The 396-nt window shown below is 68.2% G+C and carries 1 pseudogene; it reads right to left on the bottom strand.

The annotated features are described in order from the left end of the window. Nucleotides 1–396, bottom strand: a pseudogene (locus NE591_RS13030) (CTP synthase); the annotation flags it as partial.

Below are 396 nucleotides of genomic sequence, written 5' to 3'. Positions count from 1 at the left end.
TAGCGGGCCGCGGCGAGCTTGCCCTCGAAGGCGCGGGCGACGAAGCCGCCGGGCACTAGTATGCCGTCCATGCAGCCGAGCACCGCATCAGCGTTCTTGTCGGTGAGCTCCTCGCCGTCGATGAGGTGCACGTTCACATGGCGCCCCGTCGCGATGCCGGCGGCCACGAGCGCCTCGTTGATGGAGAGGTAGGCGTCGGGCAGGCTCACGTACTTGCCCACCACGGTGATGTCCAGCTCGCCTGCGCAGGCGTCCTTCGCCTTCAGGAAGGCCCGCCACGGGGCGAGCTTGATCTTGCGAGGCGCCAGGCCCATCTTCGCCAGGGCCGAGATGTCGAATCCCTGCTCGTAGAGGCTGATGGGCACCTCGTAGATGGAGGGGGCATCGGGGCAGGCG

Origin of the sequence: Adlercreutzia sp. DFI.6.23 (assembly GCF_024462535.1) — a bacterium.
GTDB lineage: Bacteria > Actinomycetota > Coriobacteriia > Coriobacteriales > Eggerthellaceae > Adlercreutzia > Adlercreutzia rubneri.
This window is presented reverse-complemented; position numbering and strand designations above follow the sequence as displayed.